Origin of the sequence: Pseudomonas sp. B21-036, assembly GCF_024748925.1 — a bacterium.
Classification (GTDB): domain Bacteria; phylum Pseudomonadota; class Gammaproteobacteria; order Pseudomonadales; family Pseudomonadaceae; genus Aquipseudomonas; species Aquipseudomonas palmensis.
On the sequence record NZ_CP087178.1, the window covers coordinates 1,818,340 to 1,834,096 of the forward strand.

At 64.6% G+C, this 15,757-nt stretch carries 18 protein-coding genes; 3 read left to right on the top strand and 15 right to left on the bottom strand.

Features of this window, described 5'->3' with window-relative positions; all coding sequences use genetic code 11:
* Position 1: 1 nt before the first annotated feature.
* Positions 2–328: a YbaB/EbfC family nucleoid-associated protein gene (locus tag LOY33_RS08245; protein WP_010226011.1), complete on the top strand. Its 327-nt coding sequence runs from the start codon at positions 2–4 to the stop codon at positions 326–328.
* Between the two features lie 98 nt (positions 329–426).
* Positions 427–1,029: a recombination mediator RecR gene (gene recR / locus LOY33_RS08250; protein WP_043862374.1), complete on the top strand. Its 603-nt coding sequence runs from the start codon at positions 427–429 to the stop codon at positions 1,027–1,029.
* Between the two features lie 98 nt (positions 1,030–1,127).
* Here recR and LOY33_RS08255 read toward each other — a convergent pair whose 3' ends face one another.
* The gene (locus LOY33_RS08255) at positions 1,128–1,676 is read right to left on the bottom strand and encodes an adenine phosphoribosyltransferase (protein ID WP_054915581.1); all 549 of its coding nucleotides are present in this window, start codon (positions 1,674–1,676) and stop codon (positions 1,128–1,130) included.
* Between the two features lie 54 nt (positions 1,677–1,730).
* The gene (gene fnrA / locus LOY33_RS08260) at positions 1,731–2,465 is read right to left on the bottom strand and encodes a Crp/Fnr family transcriptional regulator FnrA (protein ID WP_043862376.1); all 735 of its coding nucleotides are present in this window, start codon (positions 2,463–2,465) and stop codon (positions 1,731–1,733) included.
* A gap of 159 nt (positions 2,466–2,624) precedes the next feature.
* Between fnrA and LOY33_RS08265 the strand changes: the two genes are divergently transcribed.
* Complete coding sequence (locus LOY33_RS08265) at positions 2,625–3,089, top strand: hypothetical protein (RefSeq protein WP_258662425.1); 465 nt, start codon at positions 2,625–2,627, stop codon at positions 3,087–3,089.
* 1 nt (position 3,090) lies between these two features.
* Here LOY33_RS08265 and hemN read toward each other — a convergent pair whose 3' ends face one another.
* From hemN to ccoO (LOY33_RS08330), 13 genes are all read right to left on the bottom strand, one after another.
* Positions 3,091–4,473, bottom strand: coding sequence for an oxygen-independent coproporphyrinogen III oxidase (hemN, locus tag LOY33_RS08270; protein WP_258662426.1), 1,383 nt, complete (start codon positions 4,471–4,473; stop codon positions 3,091–3,093).
* Positions 4,474–4,555: 82 nt separating this feature from the next.
* On the bottom strand, positions 4,556–5,239 hold the full coding sequence (locus tag LOY33_RS08275; RefSeq protein WP_258662427.1) for a sulfite exporter TauE/SafE family protein: 684 nt from the start codon (positions 5,237–5,239) through the stop codon (positions 4,556–4,558).
* Positions 5,232–5,447: a cbb3-type cytochrome oxidase assembly protein CcoS gene (ccoS, locus tag LOY33_RS08280; protein ID WP_116053294.1), complete on the bottom strand. Its 216-nt coding sequence runs from the start codon at positions 5,445–5,447 to the stop codon at positions 5,232–5,234. Before ccoS ends, LOY33_RS08275 begins: the two co-directional genes overlap by 8 nt.
* 12 nt (positions 5,448–5,459) lie before the next feature.
* Complete coding sequence (locus LOY33_RS08285; protein WP_258662428.1) at positions 5,460–7,913, bottom strand: heavy metal translocating P-type ATPase; 2,454 nt, start codon at positions 7,911–7,913, stop codon at positions 5,460–5,462.
* Between the two features lie 112 nt (positions 7,914–8,025).
* The gene (locus LOY33_RS08290; RefSeq protein ID WP_043862382.1) at positions 8,026–8,562 is read right to left on the bottom strand and encodes a FixH family protein; all 537 of its coding nucleotides are present in this window, start codon (positions 8,560–8,562) and stop codon (positions 8,026–8,028) included.
* A 12-nt stretch (positions 8,563–8,574) separates the two neighbouring features.
* Positions 8,575–9,990: a cytochrome c oxidase accessory protein CcoG gene (ccoG, locus tag LOY33_RS08295; RefSeq protein WP_054915577.1), complete on the bottom strand. Its 1,416-nt coding sequence runs from the start codon at positions 9,988–9,990 to the stop codon at positions 8,575–8,577.
* A 293-nt stretch (positions 9,991–10,283) separates the two neighbouring features.
* The gene (gene ccoP, locus LOY33_RS08300; protein WP_258662431.1) at positions 10,284–11,264 is read right to left on the bottom strand and encodes a cytochrome-c oxidase, cbb3-type subunit III; all 981 of its coding nucleotides are present in this window, start codon (positions 11,262–11,264) and stop codon (positions 10,284–10,286) included.
* Positions 11,261–11,458, bottom strand: a complete 198-nt coding sequence (locus LOY33_RS08305; RefSeq protein WP_043862418.1) for a CcoQ/FixQ family Cbb3-type cytochrome c oxidase assembly chaperone — start codon at positions 11,456–11,458, stop codon at positions 11,261–11,263. Before LOY33_RS08305 ends, ccoP (LOY33_RS08300) begins: the two co-directional genes overlap by 4 nt.
* Before the next feature lie 5 nt (positions 11,459–11,463).
* The gene (gene ccoO, locus LOY33_RS08310; protein ID WP_043862385.1) at positions 11,464–12,072 is read right to left on the bottom strand and encodes a cytochrome-c oxidase, cbb3-type subunit II; all 609 of its coding nucleotides are present in this window, start codon (positions 12,070–12,072) and stop codon (positions 11,464–11,466) included.
* The gene (ccoN, locus tag LOY33_RS08315) at positions 12,072–13,514 is read right to left on the bottom strand and encodes a cytochrome-c oxidase, cbb3-type subunit I (protein WP_043862386.1); all 1,443 of its coding nucleotides are present in this window, start codon (positions 13,512–13,514) and stop codon (positions 12,072–12,074) included. The genes ccoO (LOY33_RS08310) and ccoN overlap by 1 nt, the downstream gene beginning before the upstream one ends.
* A gap of 489 nt (positions 13,515–14,003) precedes the next feature.
* On the bottom strand, positions 14,004–14,939 hold the full coding sequence (ccoP, locus tag LOY33_RS08320; RefSeq protein ID WP_043862387.1) for a cytochrome-c oxidase, cbb3-type subunit III: 936 nt from the start codon (positions 14,937–14,939) through the stop codon (positions 14,004–14,006).
* Positions 14,936–15,133 (bottom strand): CcoQ/FixQ family Cbb3-type cytochrome c oxidase assembly chaperone, encoded by a 198-nt coding sequence (locus tag LOY33_RS08325; RefSeq protein WP_043862388.1) that lies wholly within the window; start codon positions 15,131–15,133, stop codon positions 14,936–14,938. The genes ccoP (LOY33_RS08320) and LOY33_RS08325 overlap by 4 nt, the downstream gene beginning before the upstream one ends.
* A gap of 5 nt (positions 15,134–15,138) precedes the next feature.
* Positions 15,139–15,747: a cytochrome-c oxidase, cbb3-type subunit II gene (gene ccoO, locus LOY33_RS08330; RefSeq protein ID WP_043862389.1), complete on the bottom strand. Its 609-nt coding sequence runs from the start codon at positions 15,745–15,747 to the stop codon at positions 15,139–15,141.
* Positions 15,748–15,757 lie beyond the last annotated feature (10 nt).

The following is a 15,757-nucleotide window of genomic DNA, read 5'->3' on the forward strand; positions in this document are numbered from 1 at the left end:
CATGATGAAAGGTGGCATGGCCGGCCTGATGAAGCAGGCACAGCAGATGCAGGAAAAAATGGCCAAGATGCAGGAAGAGCTGGCCAACGCCGAAGTGACCGGCCAATCGGGCGCCGGCCTGGTCAGCGTGGTGATGACCGGTCGCCATGACGTCAAGCGCATCAGCCTGGACGACAGCCTGATGCAGGAAGACAAGGAAGTGCTGGAAGACCTGATCGCTGCGGCCGTGAACGATGCGGTGCGCAAGGTCGAGGCCAACAGCCAGGAAAAGATGGGTGGCATGACCGCCGGCATGCAACTGCCGCCGGGCTTCAAGATGCCGTTCTGAGGCATTGCCTGCGTGACCCTCGGTGGGAGCACAGCCAGTCGGTTGTCGCTCCCATCGTCGTTTTTCCGTTCAACCGATGATCTGCCAGGCCTTTTACCATGAGCTTCAGCCCCTTGATTCGCCAACTGATCGACGCCTTGCGCACGCTGCCGGGTGTGGGTCAGAAAACCGCCCAGCGCATGGCCCTGCAACTGCTGGAGCGTGACCGCAGCGGCGGCGTGCGCCTGGCCCAGGCGTTGAGCCAGGCCATGGAGGGGGTGGGGCATTGCCGTCAGTGCCGCACCCTGACCGAGCAGGAGCTGTGCCCGCAGTGCGCCGACCCACGGCGTGACGACACCCTGCTGTGCGTGGTGGAGGGGCCGATGGACGTGTACGCGGTGGAGCAGACCGGTTATCGCGGCCGCTACTTCGTGCTCAAGGGGCATCTGTCGCCACTGGACGGCCTGGGGCCGGAGGCCATCGGGATTCCGCAGTTGCTGGCGCGTATTGCGGAGCAGGGCAGCTTCACCGAGGTGATCCTGGCCACCAACCCCACGGTGGAAGGGGAGGCCACGGCGCATTACATCGCGCAGCTGCTGGCGGACAAGGGGCTGGTGGCTTCACGCATCGCCCATGGTGTGCCGCTGGGCGGGGAGCTGGAACTGGTGGATGGCGGAACGCTGGCGCATTCGTTCGCGGGGCGCAAGCCGATCACGCTGTGACCGTGCCGGCCAATCGCGGGTCAAGCCCGCTCCTACAGGGGTTGCGTAACACCTTGTGGGAGCCGGCTTGACCCGCGATTGGCTGCACAGCGGCCCCATCAATATTCGCTAAGCGAAAACTCGGTCAGGCAGAACGTCTGCACCCCTGCCGCCTGCAGCTTCTGCGAGCCGCCCAGCTCCGGCAGGTCGATGATCGCCGCCGCCTCGAACACGGCCGCCCCCATGCGCCGTATCAGGCTGGCCGCTGCCAGCAGGGTGCCGCCGGTGGCGATCAGGTCATCCATGATCAGCACCGCATCGCCCTCGCACAGGCTGTCGGCATGCACTTCCAGAAACGCCTCGCCATATTCGGTCTGGTAACCCTCGGCCAGCACATCGGCCGGCAGCTTGCCCTGCTTGCGAAACAGGATCAGCGGCTTGTTGAGCTGGTGGGCAATGATCGAGCCGATCAGGAAGCCGCGCGCATCCAGCGCCCCGACATGGCTGAAGTCAGCCTCGACATAGCGTTCGATGAATTGGTCGGCAACGTGGCGCAGGCCCCGAGGGGACTGGAACAGCGGGGTAATGTCGCGAAAGATCACCCCCGGCTTGGGAAAGTCCGTTACCGGGCGGATCAGGGATTTGAGGTCGAACGCATCGGTCGGCATGGGACAGGTATCCTGAAGGGCAAACGCCAGCCAGTATACCTGCTGCGCCAGGTGTCAGCTGTCCAGCGAGCCGCCGGCCAGGGCGCACAGCTGAATCGGGTCGATGATGCGTACTTCCTTGCCTTCGGCTTCGATCAGGCCGTTCTGCTGGAAGCGCGTGAACACCCGTGACACGGTTTCCACCGCCAGGCCCAGGTAGTTGCCGATTTCGTTGCGCGACATGCTCAGGCGGAACTGGTTGGCCGAGTAGCCGCGTGCGCGAAAGCGCGCCGACAGGTTGACCAGGAAGGTGGCGATGCGCTCGTCCGCAGTCTTCTTGGACAGCAGCAGCATCATCTGCTGGTCGTCGCGAATCTCGCGGCTCATCACCCGCATCAGTTGGCGACGCAGCTGCGGCAGTTGCACCGACAGCTCGTCCAGGCGCTCGAAGGGGATCTCGCACACCGAAGTGGTTTCCTGGGCCTGCGCCGATACCGGGTAGGCCTCGGTGTCCATGCCCGACAGCCCGACCAGCTCGCTGGGCAGGTGGAAGCCGGTGATCTGCTCCTCGCCCGCGTCGCTCAGGCTGAAGGTCTTCAGGGCGCCGGAGCGCACGGCGTAAACCGAGCCGAAGTTGTCGCCCTGGCGGAACAGAAACTCGCCTTTTTTCAACGGACGCCCGCGCTTGACGATTTCGTCCAGTGCGTCCATGTCTTCCAGATTCAGCGAAAGAGGCAGGCACAAGGGCGCCAGGCTGCAATCCTTGCAATGGGCCTGGTTGTGAGGGCGCAGTTTAACTGGCTCGGACATTTTCATTCGATCCTTCTGGGGAAAGCACACATAAGCCGTAAGGGTAACTCAGACGGCCGGGTTCAGGCCAGCGTGCGCGCTTTTGGTGCGTGCTGGGCTCAAGATCGGCGATGTTTGGCCGATGACCTGGAATAGTGTCCTTAACAGGAAAGACTGTCCATGCTCTCTATCGATTCAAATCCTCTGAATAGCGCTGCAACCCAGCTCAAACCCCCTGTCGCCAAGACCAATGTCGACGGTACCCAGAGCGCCCAACCGGCCGAGGCTCCTGCCAAGGAGGGGGTCAGGGTCAACCTGTCCCTGGCGGGCCTGCAGGCGTCCAAAAGCAGCGGCGGCAACAAGGACATCGAGGAAAGCGGTCTGCCCCAGACCATCCAGCAGACCCTCAAGACCATCCGCAAGCTGCAGCAGCAACTGGCTGAAAAGATGCAGCAGATGCAGGCCGTCATGCGAGACAACTCCCTGACCCCCGAGCAGATGCGGCAAAAGGTCTCATCGCTGCAGGGTGAGATCGCCACGCTGACGGGGGCAATCACCACCGCCACCGCCAACCTGAACAAGGCAATGAAGCAGGAGAACCTGAGCCTTGATCAGGTCGCGAAGGTGTTCGAGTTGATGGGCTGATTCAAATCACCCGCGAAAACCGCTGGCGGTTGTGCAGGTCCAGGTAGGCATCGAACACCATGCATACCGAGCGTACCAGCAGGCGCCCCGCCGGCAACACCTTGATCCCGTTGGCATCCAGGCTGATCAGGCCGTCCTTGGCCATGCCCAGCAGGGCAGGCCACTGCGCGTTGAAGTAACCGCGAAAATCGAGGGTGAAGGCGCGCTCGATGGTCTCGAACTCCAGTTCGAAATGGCAGATCAGCTGCTGGATCACCGCGCGGCGGATGCGGTCGTCCTCGTTGCAGATCAGGCCGCGACTGGTGGGCAACTGCGAGGCGCCGAGGGTGTTCTGGTATTCGTTCAGATCACTGCTGTTCTGGCAGCACAGGTCGCCGATCTGGCTGATGGCCGACACGCCAAGGCCGATCAGGTCGCAGTGGCCGTGGGTGGTGTAGCCCTGGAAGTTGCGCTGCAGGGTCGACTCTTCCTGGGCAATGGCCAGTTCGTCGTCGGGCAGGGCGAAATGGTCCATGCCGATGTAGCGATAGCCTGCCTCGGTCAGCTGCTCGATGGTGTTGTGCAGCATTTCCAGTTTCAGCGCAGGCGCCGGCAGGTCGCTGCTGTCGATGCGCCGCTGGGGCATGAAACGCTCGGGCAGGTGCGCATAGTTGAACACCGAGAGGCGGTCGGGCTGCAGCTTGATCACTTCCTCGACGGTGCGTGCAAAGCCTTCGGTACTCTGCTTGGGCAGGCCGTAGATCAGGTCGAGGTTGATCGAGCGAAACTGCAGGGTGCGCGCCGCCTCGATGATCGCGCGGGTCTGCTCCAGGCTTTGCGGGCGGTTGATGGCCCGTTGCACCACCGGGTCGAGGTCCTGCACGCCCAGGCTGACACGGTTGAAGCCCAGTTCGCGCAGCAGCCCCATGGTCGACCAGTCGGCCTCGCGCGGGTCGATCTCGATGCCGTAGTCGCCCGAATCATCATCCAGCAGGTTGAAGTGCTGACGCAGGTGCGTCATCAGCTGGCGCAGTTCGGCGTGGCTGAGAAAAGTCGGTGTACCGCCGCCCAGGTGCAGCTGCTCCACGGTCTGGCGCGGGTCCAGGTGGCAGGCGATCAGCTGGATTTCCTGCTCCAGGCGCTGCAGGTAGGGCTGGGCGCGGCCGCGGTCCTTGGTGATCACCTTGTTGCAGGCGCAGTAGTAGCAGATGTTGGCGCAGAACGGCACGTGCACGTACAGCGACAGCGGGCGCGCGGCGCGGCGGCTGTCACGCAGGGCGTGCAACAGGTCGAACGAGCCGACCTGGCTGTGCAGTTGCACGGCGGTCGGGTAGGAGGTGTAGCGCGGGCCCGCCAGATCGTAACGGCGAATAAGGTCGGGGTCCCAGTGGAGGGCGTCGAGCATGGTGGCAGTCCCTGGAATGGCGGCAGTGTCCGGAGTCTAGGGAGCGTTGTGTCAGGGCGTGTTGATTTGTATCAACGGGTGTTCAGTGCCCCATGAGCCAGTGCTGGTGCGACCCCGGCAGGGTCCACAGGCCGAACAGGATCACCAGCAGGCCCCCCGTCACGCGTACCCCGCGCTTGCGCAGCAGGGCGCTGGTGCGCTCGGCAGCCAGCCCCGTGGCCAGCAGCACCGGCCAGGTGCCCAGGCCGAAGGCCAGCATCAGCAGGGCGCTGTGGGTGGCGTTGCCCTGGCTGGCGGCCCACAGCAGGGTGCTGTAGACCAGCCCGCACGGCAACCAGCCCCACAGCGCGCCCAGCAGCAGCGCGCGCGGCAGGCTCGACACCGGCAGCAGGCGATTGGCCACCGGCTGTATGTGCCGCCACAGGCCGCGCCCCAGGCTTTCGATGCGGGTCAGGCCGCTCCACCAGCCGGCCAGGTACAGGCCCATGCTGATCAGCAGCAGCGCCGCGAGCACGCGCATGCCGGTGGCCAGCGGGCCGCCCGCCACCGCCCAGCCGGCCAGGCCCAGCAGCAGGCCGGCAGCGGCATAGCTGAGGATGCGCCCCAGGTTGTACGCCAGCAGCAGCTGAAAGCGCCGGCTGCGCTGCGCCTTGGGGATGGCCAGGGTGAGTGCGCCCATCAGGCCGCCGCACATGCCCAGGCAGTGGCCGCCCCCCAGCAGGCCGAGGATCAGCGCCGAACTCAGCAGCGGCAACAGGTCAAGCACGGGGCGGGGCGCCGCTGTCGTCGGGCTTGCGCGGCTCGGCCTGGTCCAGGGCGGCCTGGTGCTTGGGGTCCTGGTCGTCGAACAGGATGCTGTGGGCCGGGCCTTCGAGGTCGTCGTACTGGCCGCTGTCCACGGCCCAGAAGAAGATGTACACGGCGATCGCGACGATCAGCAGCGCGGCGGGAATCATGACGTAGAGCGCGGGCATGGGGTCTCCGGGTCAGGCCGTCGCGGGGTGTGCGGCGTCGACGATAGGGGCGGTGGCAGGCAGCTCGCGGATGCGCGTAAGGCGCAGGGCGTTGAGCACCACGATCAGCGAACTGACCGACATGCCGACCGCCGCCCAGATCGGAGTGATCCAGCCCAGTGCGGCGAACGGCAGCATGAGGCCATTGTACAGGCCAGCCCACAGCAGGTTCTCGATGATTATCCGGCGCGTGCGGCGCGCCAGGCCGAAAGCCTGCACCAGCGCCTCCAGGCGGTTGGACAACAGCACCGCATCGGCGCTGGTCTTGGCCAGGTCGGTGGCCGAGCCCATGGCAATGCTGATGTCGGCCGCGGCCAGCACCGGCACGTCGTTGACCCCGTCACCCAGCATCAGCACCTTGTGTCCCTTGGCCTGCAGGGCCTTGAGCCGTTGCAGCTTGTCGTCCGGGCGCAGGCCGCCGACGGCCTGGTCGATGCGCAGCTCGGCGGCGACGCTGGCCACCATCGGCGAGCTGTCGCCCGACAGCAGCAGGGTCTGCCAGCCGCGGGCACGGCAGGCTGCCAGCAGGTCCGCGGCGTCGTGGCGCAGGCGGTCGTCGAGCACGAACCAGGCCAGCGGCCCGTGGCTGTCGCCCAGCAGCAGCCACTGCCCGGGTTCGTCGGGCATCGCCGGCGCTGCGCTGTGGCTCAGGGCGCACACGAAGTCGGCCTGGCCGATGCGCAGGCGGCGGTTCTCCACCTGCCCCTCAAGACCCAGCCCCGGCGTGCTCTGCACGTCGTCGGCGACCGTGATGGTGCGCCCGAAGGCGCGGGCGATCGGGTGCTCGGAGCGGCTTTCGAGGGCGGCGGCGAGGGTCAGGCACTGGTCGGCGTCCAGCGTCCCCAGCGGGCGGATGGCGCGCAATGTCAGGCGCCCCTCGGTGAGGGTGCCGGTCTTGTCGAAAATCACCGTGTCGATCTGGTTCAGGCCTTCCAGCACATGGCCGCGGGTGAGCAGCAGGCCGAGCTTGTGCAGCGTGCCGGTGGCCGCCGTGAGCGCGGTGGGGGTGGCCAGCGAGAGTGCGCAGGGGCAGGTGGCGACCAGCATGGCCAGCACGATCCAGAACGCCCGCGAGGGGTCCAGTTCCCACCACAGCAGGCCGATGGCCGCGGCGGCCACCAGCGAGAACAGCAGGAACCACTGCGAGGCACGGTCGGCGATCTCGGCCAGGCGAGGTTTTTCCGACTGGGCGCGTTCGAGCAGGCGCACGATGGCCGACAGTCGGGTGTCCTGGCCCAGGGCCTGCACCTGCACGGTCAGTACGCTCTCGATGTTCAGCGTGCCGGCCGTCACCGCATCGCCGCGCTGGCGCGGTTGCGGCAGGTACTCGCCGGTCAGCAGCGATTCGTCGACGCTCGACTGGCCGTCGATGATGCGCCCGTCGGCGGGCAGCACCGCGCCCGGGTGTACCAGGACCCGGTCGCCGGTCTGCAGCTCGCGCAGCAGGATGCGCTGGCTGTTGCCGTCGGCATCCAGGCGCAGGCACGAGGCCGGCAGCAGGTTGACCAGTTGCGCGGTGGCTGCGGCGGTGCGCTCGCGGGCACGGCGTTCCAGGTAGCGCCCGGCCAGCAGGAACAGCGCGAACATGCCCACTGCATCGAAATACAGCTCGCCGCTGCCGGTGATGGCGGTCCAGATCCCGGCGAAGTAGGCCAGGCCGATGGCCAGCGACACCGAGACGTCCATGGTCAGGTGGCGGGTGCGCAGGTCGCGGGCGGCGCCCTTGAAGAACGGCGCGCAGCTGTAGAACACGATGGGCGTGGTGAGAAACAGTGCCACCCAGCGCAGGATGGTGTGCAGCTCCGGGCTCAGGTCGATGTTGAACTCGGGCCAGGTGGCCATGGTTGCCATCATGGCCTGGAACCACAGCAGGCCGGCCACGCCGAGCTGGCGCAGGGCGGTGCGGTTCTCGCTGGCCAGCTGCTCGGCGGCGCGGTCGGCCTGGTAGGGGTGGGCGGCGTAGCCGATATGGCGCAGTTCACCCAACAGTTGCGAGAGCGGCAGCTGGCTGTCGGCCCATTGCACCTGCAGGCGATGGTTGGACAGGTTCAGTCGCGCCTCGGCCACCGCCGGCAGGTTGCGCAGGTGCTTTTCGATCAGCCAGCCGCAGGCGGCGCAACTGATGCCTTCGATCATCAGGGTGGTTTCAGCGAGTTCGCCGGTGTGGCGCACAAAAGGCTTCTGCACGTCGCTGCGATCGTACAGGGCCAGTTCGTCGACCAGTTGCACGGGCAGCGCGTCGGGGTTGGCGCTGGCTTCGCTGCGGTGCTGGTAGTAGCTTTCCAGGTTGCCGGCGACGATGGCTTCGGCCACGGCCTGGCAGCCGGGGCAGCAGAATGCACGGGGTTCGCCGAGTACCACGGCGGTGAAGTGGCTGCCGGCCGGGACGGGCAGGGCGCAGTGGTAGCAAGGCGTGGGGCTGGTCATTGTTATCTATCGCAGATGGGTGGTGACCTTGTCGCGGGTCAAGCCCGCTCCCACAGGGTGTCTGAGCACCGAAAACCTGTGGGAGCGGGCTTGACCCGCGATTGCAGTCGACTCATTTCTCGAGGTGTTCAGCCCCTTGCAGCGCCTCGTCACCCAGCATCAGCGTGGTGTCGTGCGCCACTTGCTCTTCTTCGAACAGGCGCCATACCTGGCCCTTTTCGGTACCCAGCAGCTCGACGAAACGCCGGCCCTCGACCTTGTCGCTCAACTGCCCCAGGTAACGTCCGGGCTCGCTTTCGCTGCGGGTCAGCATGATCTTGCGGTCCTTCTCCGGCTGGGTCGGCGAGATCAGGTTCAGCTCCAGGGTCTGCGGCTGGCTGTCACCGCTCAGGCGCAGGTCCACTTCGCCGGTCAGCTCGTCCAGGTGCACGCTGGCCTTGAGCTTCAGGCTCTGCCCCAGCAGCTCGCGGTCCAGCGAGCGGTTGATGCCCTTGCCAGCCTCGTAGTAGTTGTCGTTGACCAGGTTGTCCGGGTTGTTCACCGCGATGGTCACCATGGTCAGGCTCAAGGTCACCGACGTGGCCAGCACGCCGATGATGATCCACGGCCAGAGGTGGTGGTGCCAGGGGCTGGAGGCGTTTGCAGGCATGTCTCTACTCTCTTAGCGAATGTTGGGGCCGATGAAACGGCTCTTGGCTTCGACCTGGGTGCCGTTGTCGTCGGCGTCCTTGAGGGTGAAGGTGACTTCGTTGGCAGTCGAAGGCAGATCTTCCGGTGCCATCGACAGTTGTACCGGCAGGCTGACGATATCGCCGGCCGCCACGCGGATCTCCCGCGCGCCTTCGAGCTTGAGGTCCGGCAGGCCGGAGGCATCGAGCACGTACACGTGGTCGCGCTGGTCCTTGTTCATCACCTTGAGGCTGTACACGTTCTCGATGCGGCCCTGGGCGTTCTCGCGGTACAGCACGCGGTCCTTGCTCACGTCGAAGCCCACCAGCGGGCGCATGAGGAAGGCGGTGGCCAGCAGGCCGATCATCACCAGCAGCACCACGAAGTAGCCGATCAGGCGTGGGCGCAGCATGTGCGTCTTCTGCCCCGACAGGTTGTGCTCGGTGGTGTAGCTGATCAGCCCGCGCGGGTACTCCATCTTGTCCATGATGGTGTCGCAGGCATCGATGCAGGCGGCGCAGCCGATGCACTCGATCTGCAGGCCGTCGCGGATGTCGATGCCGGTCGGGCACACCTGCACGCACATGGTGCAGTCGATGCAGTCGCCCAGGCCCTTGGCCTTGTAGTCCATGTCCTTCTTGCGCGGGCCGCGGGTTTCGCCGCGACGCGGGTCGTACGACACGATCAGCGTGTCCTTGTCGAACATCACGCTCTGGAAGCGCGCATACGGGCACATGTAAATGCACACCTGCTCACGCAGCCAGCCGGCGTTGCCGTAGGTGGCCAGGGTGAAGAAGCCGACCCAGAAGTAGGCCCAGCCGTCGGCCTGGCCGGTGAAGAATTCGATGCTCAGTTCGCGAATGGGGCTGAAGTAGCCGACGAAGGTCATGCCGGTGACGAAGCCGATGCTCAGCCACAGGCTGTGCTTGGCCAGCTTGCGCAGCAGCTTGTTGGCGCTCATGGGCGCCTTGTCGAGCTTGATACGCTGGTTGCGGTCGCCTTCGGTGACCTTCTCGCACCACATGAAGATCCAGGTCCACACGCTTTGCGGGCAGGTATAGCCGCACCACACGCGCCCGGCGAACACGGTGATGAAGAACAGGCCGAAGGCCGCGACGATCAGGATGCCCGAGAGCAGGATGAAGTCCTGGGGCCAGATGGTGGTGCCGAAGATGTAGAACTTGCGCTCGGGCAGGTTCCACCACACGGCCTGGTGCCCGCCCCAGTTCAGCCAGACGGTACCGAAGTACAGCAGAAACAGGAGGGCCCCGCCGGCCATGCGCAGGTTGCGGAACAGGCCGGTGAAGGCGCGGGTGTAGATCTTTTCCCGTGCGGCATAGAGGTCGACGCCGCCGGCATCTTTCTTGGCAGGTGGGGTGACGTCATGTACTGGAATCTGTTTGCTCATCATTGAGTCCCACGGCAGTGGAAAAGTGCCGCGGCCAGTACATGCCGACCGCAGTCAGAAGTTGTTGCTGCTCTAGGGCGCATGATACGCCTGTCATTGCGGTACAGGGTGCAGTGCGACCTTTGGTCGCGTTGGTTAGTGGCGGGCGATAGTGTAGTGGAGCTTGTCAATTGACCTGAGTCACGTGGGTGGCAGATCCGGCCCCTTGGCCGGCTAGCCGGCAGAAGGGGCCTGCGCCAATAAAAAGGCCCCGCCAGCAACACTGGCGGGGCCTTTTCACAGCCGGGGCATGTTCACTGCGCTTCGGCGGTTTTCTCTTGCTGGTGAGACAGGCTGTAGACATAGGCCGCCAGCAGGTGGACCTTGTCGTTGCCCTGAATGTCCTGCTGCGCCGGCATCTGGCCCTGGCGGCCGTAACGGATGGTCTGCTGCAGCTGGGCGTAGCTCGAGCCGTAGATGAACGCCTGCGGATGGGTCAGGTTGGGCGCGCCCATCGCCGGGGTGCCTTTGCCTTCCGGCCCGTGGCAGGCCACGCAGTTGGCGGCGAACAGCTTCTTGCCGTTTTCCACGTCGGCCTTGGCGTCCTTGGGCAGGGTGCGGCCATCGAGGTTGGTCAGCACGAACCCGGCCACATCGGCCACGCCCTGCTCGCCGATCACTTCGGCCCACGCCGGCATCACGCCGTGACGACCGCCCATGATGGTGGCCTTGATGGTCTCGGGCTCGCCGCCCCAGCGCCAGTCGTCGTCGGTCAGGTTGGGGAAGCCGTAGGAGCCCTTGGCGTCGGAGCCGTGGCATACCGAGCAGTTGGAGGCGAACAGGCGGCCACCCATCTTCAGGGCTTGCGGGTCCTTGGCCACTTCTTCAATTGGCATCGCTGCAAATTTGGCGAAGATCGGCCCGAACTTGGCATCGGAACGCGCCATTTCCTTTTCCCACTCGTGCACGCCGGTCCAGCCCGACTCGCCGTTGGCAAAGGCCACCTTGTTTTCGTTGTCCAGGTACTGGTAGCCCGGCAGCAGGCCTTTCCAGTTGCCCAGGCCCGGGTACAGCACCAGGTAGCCCAGGGCGAACACGATGGTGCCCACGAACAGCATGAACCACCACTTGGGCAGCGGGTTGTCGTATTCCTCGATGCCGTCGTAGGCGTGGCCCACGGTTTCTTCGGTGGTTTCGCTGCGCTGGCCCTTGCGGGTGGACAGCAGCAGCCAGGTCAGGGCAAAGATGGTACCCAGACTCAGAACGGTGACGTACAGACTCCAGAAGGTAGTCATTCTTTGTTACTCCTAGAAGCGCTCGCTTGCGCTTGCTCGACGTGCTTGCTGGCTTCGGGATCATCCGCGAAGGGCAGCATGGTCGCTTCGTCGAACTCGGACTTGCGCCGAGAACTGAATACCCACAACGCCAGGCCGATGAAGGCCACCATCACCACGACGGTGCCCAGGCCACGAATCATCCCGATATCCATCAAGGTCACCGTTTGCTTTTGATGATGGTGCCCAGCCCTTGCAGGTAGGCAACCAGAGCGTCCATTTCAGTCTTGCCCTTGACCGCGTCGCGGGCACCGGCGATGTCCTCGTCGGTGTAGGGCGTGCCGAGGGTACGCAACACTTCCATTTTCCTGGCGGTCAGCTTGCCGTCGAGGGTGTTCTCCACCAGCCACGGGTAGGCCGGCATCTTCGACTCCGGCACCACGTTGCGCGGGTTGTACAGGTGCGCGCGGTGCCAGTCGTCGGAGTAGCGGCCGCCGACGCGGGCCAGGTCAGGCCCGGTACGCTTGGAACCCCACAGGAACGGGTGGTCCCACACGCTTTCACCGGCTACCGAGTAGTGGCCGTAGCGCTCGGTTTCGGCGCGGAACGGACGGATCATCTGCGAGTGGCACTGTACGCAGCCTTCACGGATGTAGATGTCGCGGCCTTCCAGCTCCAGCGCGACGCGGGGCTTCATGCCCTCGACCGGCTTGTTGGTGACGTCCTGGAAGAACAGCGGGACGATCTGGGTCAGGCCGCCGATGCTCACGGCGATGACCATGAAGAAGGCCAGCAGGCCGATATTCTTCTCGACTACTTCGTGCTTCATCAGTGAGCTCCAACGACAGCGATCTGAGCGGCGGCTTCAGCTTCGGCCGGCTGCGAGGCGCGGACGGTGCGCCAAACGTTGTAGGCCATCAGCAGCATGCCGGAGGCGAAGAACGCACCGCCCAGTGCACGCACGATAAAGCCCGGGTGGCTGGCCTGCAGCGCTTCGACGAAGGAGTAGGTGAGGGTGCCGTCGTCGTTGATGGCGCGCCACATCAGGCCCTGGGTGATGCCGTTGACCCACATCGAGGCGATGTACAGCACGGTGCCGATGGTCGCCAGCCAGAAGTGCGCGTTGATCAGGCCCACGCTGTGCATCTGCACGCGGCCATAGATTTTCGGAATCATGTGGTACAGCGCGCCGATCGAGATCATCGCTACCCAGCCCAGAGCGCCGGCGTGTACGTGGCCGATGGTCCAGTCGGTGTAGTGCGACAGCGAGTTGACGGTCTTGATCGCCATCATCGGGCCTTCGAAGGTCGACATGCCGTAGAACGCCAGCGATACCACCAGAAAGCGCAGGATCGGGTCGGTGCGCAGCTTATGCCAGGCGCCCGACAGGGTCATCATGCCGTTGATCATGCCGCCCCAGCTCGGGGCCAGCAGGATGATCGACATCGCCATGCCCAGCGACTGCGCCCAGTCGGGCAGGGCGGTGTAGTGCAGGTGGTGGGGGCCTGCCCAGATGTACAGGGTGATCAGCGCCCAGAAGTGCACGATCGACAGGCGATACGAGTAGATCGGGCGTTCGGCCTGCTTGGGTACGAAGTAGTACATCATGCCCAGGAAGCCGGTGGTCAGGAAGAAGCCTACGGCGTTGTGGCCGTACCACCACTGGATCATCGCGTCGGTCGCGCCCGAGTAGGCCGAGTACGACTTGAACAGGCTGACCGGCAGCGAGGCGTGGTTGACGATGTGCAGCATCGCGGTCACCACGATGAAGGCACCGTAGAACCAGTTGCCCACATAGATGTGCTTGGTCTTGCGCTTGACGATGGTGCCGAAGAACACCGCACCGTAGGTAACCCACACGATGGCCAGCAAAATGGCGATAGGCCATTCCAGTTCTGCGTATTCCTTGGTCGTGGTGTAGCCCAGCGGCAGGGTGACCAGCGCGCCGACGATCACCGCTTGCCAGCCCCAGAAGGTGAAGGCCGCGAGGCTGTCGGAAATCAGTCGCGTCTGGCAGGTTCGCTGCACGACATAGTAGGAAGTGGCAAACAGTGCGCACCCACCGAAGGCGAAGATCACCAGGTTGGTGTGCAGGGGGCGCAGGCGTCCAAAGCTCGTCCACGGCAGGTCCAGGTTCAGCTGAGGCCAGACCAGTTGCGAGGCGATGAAGACACCGAGGCCCATGCCAAGGATCCCCCAGACCACCGTCATGATGGCGAACTGGCGGACGACCTTATAGTTATAAGCAGTCGGACTGATTGCTGTGCTCATTCTAAGGTTCCACGGTTTGGGTGTTTTTGTTGGTTAAAAAATCGGCGCAAGTATGTATAAACCGTGTGGTTATTGCAACGCGATGGAAATCGCGCCGCACCTTGCGAAGGCCGATTTTACGGCGTTTCCAGCCGATTGGCGGTGGGAAGTGTACACAATCGCAAGGCGATAATGTGCACCATTATTCCGCTTTCGTTGTGCACGCATTAAGCTGCCTTGGCACTATCGTCCTGCGTGGTCAGGGCAGGCAATTCGCACTTGGGCCGGGATCCATCAGCCTTTGGTGGTGGCTCGCGAACAGAAAGTGCGCCAAAAAGGTGCATTCAGGTGCAAGACTTCAAGCCACTGTGGCAACAAGCTTAGTCTCGATCAGGGGGGGTGCAAGGCGGGTGTGCGGCGGGGTGCGACACTTGGTCGCAAGGGGCGGTGGGAACCGCCGCACCGTTGTCGATGCGGCGGTTTGAGTCAAGGCTCAGTTACATCATCGTTTCACTTGGCAGTTACGTTCTCTGCCGGTTGCGACAGGCTGTAGACATAGGCCGCCAGCAGGTGGACCTTGTCGTTGCCCTGAATGTCCTGCTGCGCCGGCATCTGGCCCTGACGGCCGTAACGGATGGTCTGCTGCAGCTGGGCATAGCTCGAACCGTAGATGAATGCCTGCGGGTGGGTCAGGTCAGGTGCGCCCATCGCCGGGGTGCCTTTGCCTTCCGGTCCGTGGCAGGCCACGCAGTTGGTGGCGAACAACTGCTTGCCGTTTTCCACGTCGGCCTTGGCGTCCTTGGGCAGGCTGCGGCCATCGAGGTTGGTCAGCACGAACCCGGCCACATCGGCCACGCCCTGCTCGCCGATCACTTCGGCCCAGGCCGGCATCACGCCGTGACGACCGCCCATGATCGAAGCCTTGATGGTTTCCGGGTCACCGCCCCAGCGCCAGTCATTGTCGGTGAGGTTGGGGAAGCCGTAGGCACCCTTGGCGTCCGAGCCGTGGCACACCGAGCAGTTGGAGGCGAACAGGCGACCGCCCATTTTCAGCGCCTGCGGGTCCTTGGCCACTTCCTCCACCGGCATGGCGGCGAACTTGGCGAAGATCGGCCCGAACTTGGCGTCGGCGCGGTCCATTTCCTTTTGCCACTCGTTCGCGCCGGTCCAGCCGTTCTCGTAGCCGGGCAGGATGCCTTTCCAGTTGCCCAGGCCCGGGTACAGGATCAGGTAGCCCACCGAGAACACCAGGGTGCCGACGAACAGCCAGAACCACCACTTGGGCAGCGGGTTGTCGTACTCCTCGATGCCGTCGAAGCTGTGGCCCATGGTCTGGTCGGTGGTGCCCTTGCTCTGGCCCTTGCGGGTGCTGAGCAGCAGCCAGGTCAGGCCGATCAGGCTACCGATGGTCAGTACGCAGATGTACGTACTCCAGAAGGTGGTCATTGCCCGTTACTCCTCGATTCGGATTCTTTGGCGGCAGGTACAAGGCGATCGTCGGCGAACGGCAGCAGGCTCGCTTCGGCGAACTCGCGGTCACGCCGGCCGCTGAACACCCACAGCGCCAGGCCGATGAAGGCGATGGCTACCAGCAGGGTGCCCAGGCCGCGCAACTGGCCGATATCCAGTGTGAAGTCCATGGCGCTTACCTCTTGTTCTTGATCGCGGTGCCGAGCACCTGCAGGTAGGCGACCAGCGCGTCCATCTCGGACTTGCCCTTGAGCGAGGCCACGGCGCCGGTGATATCGTCGTCGCTGTAGGGCACGCCCAGGGTGCGCATCACGCGCAGCTTGGTCTCGGTATGGCTGCTGTCGACCGGGTTGGCCACCAGCCACGGGTAGGCCGGCATCTTCGACTCGGGTACCACGTTGCGCGGGTTGTACAGGTGCGCACGGTGCCAGTCGTCGGAGTAGCGGCCGCCGACGCGGGCCAGGTCAGGGCCGGTACGCTTGGAGCCCCACAGGAACGGGTGGTCCCACACGCTTTCACCGGCTACCGAGTAGTGGCCGTAGCGTTCGGTTTCGGCGCGGAACGGACGGATCATCTGCGAGTGACACTGTACGCAGCCTTCACGGATGTAGATGTCGCGGCCTTCCAGCTGCAGCGCGGTGTAGGGCTTCATGCCTTCGACCGGCTTGTTGGTGACGTCCTGGAAGAACAGCGGGACGATCTGGGTCAGGCCGCCGATGCTGACGGCAAACACCATCAACAACACCAGCAGGAAGACGTTCTTCTCGATTACTTCGTGTTTCATCAGGTTCTCC